The sequence below is a fragment of the Streptomyces sp. NPDC006265 genome (assembly GCF_040613555.1).
GTDB lineage: Bacteria > Actinomycetota > Actinomycetes > Streptomycetales > Streptomycetaceae > Streptomyces.
The window spans coordinates 1-4326 of record NZ_JBEXSH010000789.1; the positions used below are offsets into that span (position 1 = coordinate 1).

Here is a 4326-nt window from a genome sequence, read left to right on the forward strand (position 1 = left end):
AAGTACGTCCAGTACGAGGGCTTCCGGCCGGCACGCCGAGAGCACGCACCGGACGCCGCTCCTCAACGGGCAAACGTTGCCTGCCGCGGCACTAGATCTCGCCCCGCAGTTTGGCGAGCGCCTCGGCGAGGATCGCCTCGCCGTCCGCGTCGCTGCGTCGCTCCCGCACATACGCCAGATGTGTCTTGTAGGGCTCGGTGCGCGGCGGGTCCGGGGGGTTGTCCCGGTCCTGGCCTGCCGGAAAGCCGCAGCGGGGACAGTCCCAGGTATCGGGCACCTGCGCGTCGCTGGCGAAGCTCGGCTGGGTCTCGTGTCCGTTGGAGCACCAGAAGGAGATGCGCAGCCGCGGCGCGGACTCGCCGCGCTCGGCCTCGCCCATCGGCCCCGCCCCGACCCGGCTTCCCCGGATCGCGTTGCCACTTGCCACGGTCGTAACTCCCTGCGTGATGGTGCCGCGAAGCGAGTCGGCGTTCCGCTTCGCTGCGAGCGCCTCAGTCTACGTAAGGCCCAACGCGCGTCCAGTGATTGGAGTTACAACCCTCACACCTAGACGCAAGCCCCATGATAGGCCGCGCTCAGCTGCGCGTACCGAACATGGGGCCTTACGTACGAGTTCCGTGCGGATTGCGGCTCGGTCAGTTGTTCACCTTCATCAGAATGCCGAGCACGACGATGCACGCGAACCATCCCAGACCGATCACGACGGTGATCCGGTCGAGGTTGCGCTCGGCGACCGAGGAGCCGCCGACGGAGGACTGCATGCCGCCGCCGAACATGTCGGAGAGGCCGCCGCCCTTCCCCTTGTGCATCAGCACCAGCAGCATCAGCAGCAGGCTGAAGACGATCAGGGCGATCGAGAACCCCAAAACCACGGCTGGACCAACTTCCTCGGATTCGGATGGACGACGCGGGGCCCAGCACAGAGCTGGACCCCGCAAGGGTACGACGGATCGCCGCTAGCGCATACTCGCGATTCGCCGGGCCGCCTCACTGGTCGCGGAAGCGCACGATCTTGACGAACTCGTCGGCGTCCAGCGAGGCGCCGCCGACCAGCGCGCCGTCGATGTCGGCCTGGGCCATGATCTCCGCGACGTTGCCCGCCTTGACCGAGCCGCCGTACTGGATGCGGATCTTGTCGGCCAGGTCCTGCGAGTACAGCTCGGCGATCTGGCCGCGGATCGCCGCGCAGACCTCCTGGGCGTCCTCGGCACCGCAGACCTTGCCGGTGCCGATGGCCCAGACGGGCTCGTAGGCGATCACGACGGTCTCGGCCTGCTCGGCGGGGAGGTCCTTCAGACCGCCCTCGACCTGGGCGAGGGTGTGGGAGACGTGGTTGCCCGCCTCGCGGACCTCCAGCTCCTCGCCGACGCACAGGATGGGGGTCAGGCCGTGCTTGTAGGCGGCCTTGACCTTGGCGTTCACCAGTTCGTCCGTCTCGGCGTGGTACTGCCGGCGCTCGCTGTGGCCGATGGCGACGTACGTGCACTTCAGCTTGGCCAGCATGGGGCCGGAGATCTCGCCGGTGAAGGCACCGCTGTCGTGCGCCGAGATGTCCTGGGCGCCGTACTTGATCTTGAGCTTGTCGCCGTCGACCAGGGTCTGCACGGAGCGCAGGTCGGTGAAGGGCGGCAGGACGGCGACCTCGACGGCCTCGTAGTCCTTGTCGGCCAGGGCGAAGGCGAGCTTCTGGACGTGCGCGATGGCCTCGAGGTGGTTGAGGTTCATCTTCCAGTTGCCCGCCATCAGCGGCGTGCGCGTGCTCATAAGGGGTCAGTCCTCCAGTGCGGCGAGGCCGGGGAGCGTCTTGCCCTCGAGGTATTCGAGGGAGGCGCCGCCACCGGTCGAGATGTGGCCGAATGCGTTCTCGTCGAATCCCAGGATGCGGACAGCGGCGGCGGAGTCGCCACCACCGACCACCGTGAAGGCCTGGGAGTCGAGGAGGGCCTGGGCGACCGCCTTGGTGCCCTCGGCGAAATCGGGGTGCTCGAAGACGCCCATGGGGCCGTTCCAGAAGACGGTGGCGGCGTCGACGATCTTCGAGGCGTACAGCGTGCGGGACTCGGGACCGATGTCCAGGCCCATCTGGCCGGTCGGCATGGCGTCCGCGGCGACGGTGCTGGGCCGGCCCGGGGCCTTGGTCTTGAGGTCCGGGAACTCCGGCGCGACCACGACGTCCAGCGGCAGGACCAGCTCGACGCCGTTCTTCTCGGCGCGCTCGATGTACTCCCGGACGACCGGGAGCTGGTCTTCCTGGACCAAGGAGGATCCGATCTCGTGGCCCTTGGCCTTGAGGAAGGTGAAGACCATACCGCCGCCGATGAGCAGTCGGTCGGCCTTGCCGAGCAGTTGGTCGATGACGGCGAGCTTGTCGGACACCTTCGCGCCGCCCAGGACGACGGCGTAGGGCCGCTTGACGTCGTCGGTGAGCTTCCTCAGGACGCCGACCTCGGTGGCGATGAGGTAGCCGGCGTAGTGCGGCAGGCGGGCCGGGAGGTCGAAGACCGAGGCGTGCCCCCGGTGCACCGCGCCGAACCCGTCACCGACGTAGACGTCCGCGAGGGCGGCGAGCTGGTCGGCGAAGGCGCCGCGCTCGGCGTCGTCCTTGCTCGTCTCACCGGCGTTGAAGCGCAGGTTCTCGAGGACCGCGACCTGGCCGTCGGCGAGGCCGGCGACGGTGGTCCGGGCGGACTCGCCGACCGTGTCGGCCGCGAAGGCCACGTCCGACCCGAGGAGTTCACCGAGGCGCGCGGCGGCCGGGGCGAGGGAGAAGGCGGGGTCCGGGGTGCCCTTGGGGCGGCCCAGGTGGGAGGCGACGACGACCCGGGCGCCCGCGTCGGCGAGGGCCTTGACCGTGGGCAGCACGGCGCGGATGCGGCCGTCGTCGGTGATGCGCGTGCCGTCCAGCGGCACGTTCAGATCGGCGCGGACGAAGACCCGCTTGCCCGCGGCCCCTTCGGTGAGGAGTTCGTCGATCGTCTTCATGAGGGGACTCCTGAAAGAGCTCGTGATCGCTCGTAAGCGCTCGTGATCGAACAGCTCTGATCTGTACGTGAGTCAGGGCTCGGACGGCGCGTCCTCGCGCCGCCCGAGCCCTGCTCTCACATGGACGTGCCTGCTGGGTTGATCAGAGCTGGTTGCCGACGAAGACCGTAAGGTCCACGAGGCGGTTGGAGTAGCCCCACTCGTTGTCGTACCAGCCGATGACCTTCACGCTCTTGCCCTCCTGGACCATGGTCAGGGAGGAGTCGAAGGTGCAGGACGCCGGGGCGTTCACGATGTCGGAGGAGACGATCGGGTCCTCGGTGTACTCGAGGATGCCCTTGAGCTCGCCCTCCGCGGCCTTCTGGAAAGCGGCGTTGACCTCTTCCTTGGTGACCTCGCGGGACAGCTCGAGGACCAGGTCGGTGACCGAGCCGGTCGGGACCGGGACGCGCATGGCCATGCCGTCCAGCTTGCCCTTGAGCTGCGGCAGGACCAGCGCGGTGGCCTTGGCGGCGCCCGTGGTGGTCGGGATGATGTTCTCGGCGGCGGCACGCGCGCGACGCAGATCCTTGTGCGGGAAATCCAGGATGCGCTGGTCGTTGGTGTACGCGTGCACCGTCGTCATCAGACCCTTGACGATGCCGAAGTTCTCGTCGAGGACCTTCGCCATCGGCGCCACACAGTTGGTGGTGCAGGAGGCGTTGGAGATGACGTGGTGGTTCGCCGGGTCGTACTTGTCCTGGTTGACGCCCATCACGATGGTGACGTCCTCGTCCTTGGCCGGAGCCGAGATGAGGACCTTCTTCGCGCCACCGGCGATGTGCTTCTCGGCGTCGGCCTTCTTGGTGAAGATGCCGGTCGACTCGATGACGATGTCGACGCCCAGCTCACCCCACGGGATGTCGGCGGGGTTGCGCTCGGCCAGGACCTTGATCGTCTTGCCGTCGACGGTGATCGTGTCGGCGGTGTGGGTGACCTCCTGCTTGAGGCGGCCCAGGATCGTGTCGTACTTCAGCAGGTGAGCGGTGGTCGCGGTGTCACCCAGGTCGTTGACAGCCACGATCTCGATGTCTGCACCCTGCTCCAGGAGCGCGCGGAAGTAGTTACGCCCGATGCGGCCGAAGCCGTTGATGCCTACGCGGATCGTCACGAACCGATCTCCTCGTTGGTACGCCGGCCATGAAGTGCCGGCGAGCTCTGTTTGGGATGTCCCCGACCGCCTACGACCCTACCTCCCTGGAGCTCTGGTGGTGACATCCAGATGCCCCATACACGGCAGGGCGGGGCGTTCCCCCCCGTAGGGGGTAGGTCCCCCCCCCCCCCCGCTCACGCTCACTCGAACAG

5 protein-coding genes are annotated in these 4326 nt (G+C 68.0%); all 5 read right to left on the reverse strand.

All coding sequences use genetic code 11. The features are described 5' to 3' along the window. Positions 1-91: 91 nt before the first annotated feature. Positions 92-427 (reverse strand): RNA polymerase-binding protein RbpA, encoded by a 336-nt coding sequence (locus ABZ281_RS39950; protein WP_003957010.1) that lies wholly within the window; start codon positions 425-427, stop codon positions 92-94. Positions 428-635: 208 nt separating this feature from the next. Next, positions 636-872, reverse strand: a complete 237-nt coding sequence (gene secG / locus ABZ281_RS39955; protein ID WP_031108484.1) for a preprotein translocase subunit SecG — start codon at positions 870-872, stop codon at positions 636-638. A gap of 115 nt (positions 873-987) precedes the next feature. Next, positions 988-1764, reverse strand: a complete 777-nt coding sequence (gene tpiA, locus ABZ281_RS39960; protein WP_356662883.1) for a triose-phosphate isomerase — start codon at positions 1762-1764, stop codon at positions 988-990. A 6-nt stretch (positions 1765-1770) separates the two neighbouring features. Beyond that, positions 1771-2982, reverse strand: a complete 1212-nt coding sequence (locus ABZ281_RS39965) for a phosphoglycerate kinase (RefSeq protein ID WP_356662884.1) — start codon at positions 2980-2982, stop codon at positions 1771-1773. A 142-nt stretch (positions 2983-3124) separates the two neighbouring features. Further along, positions 3125-4132 carry a type I glyceraldehyde-3-phosphate dehydrogenase gene (gene gap / locus ABZ281_RS39970; RefSeq protein WP_356662885.1) on the reverse strand — a complete coding sequence of 336 codons (1008 nt, stop codon included), beginning with the start codon at positions 4130-4132 and terminating at the stop codon, positions 3125-3127. Between the last annotated feature and the right edge of the window lie 194 nt (positions 4133-4326).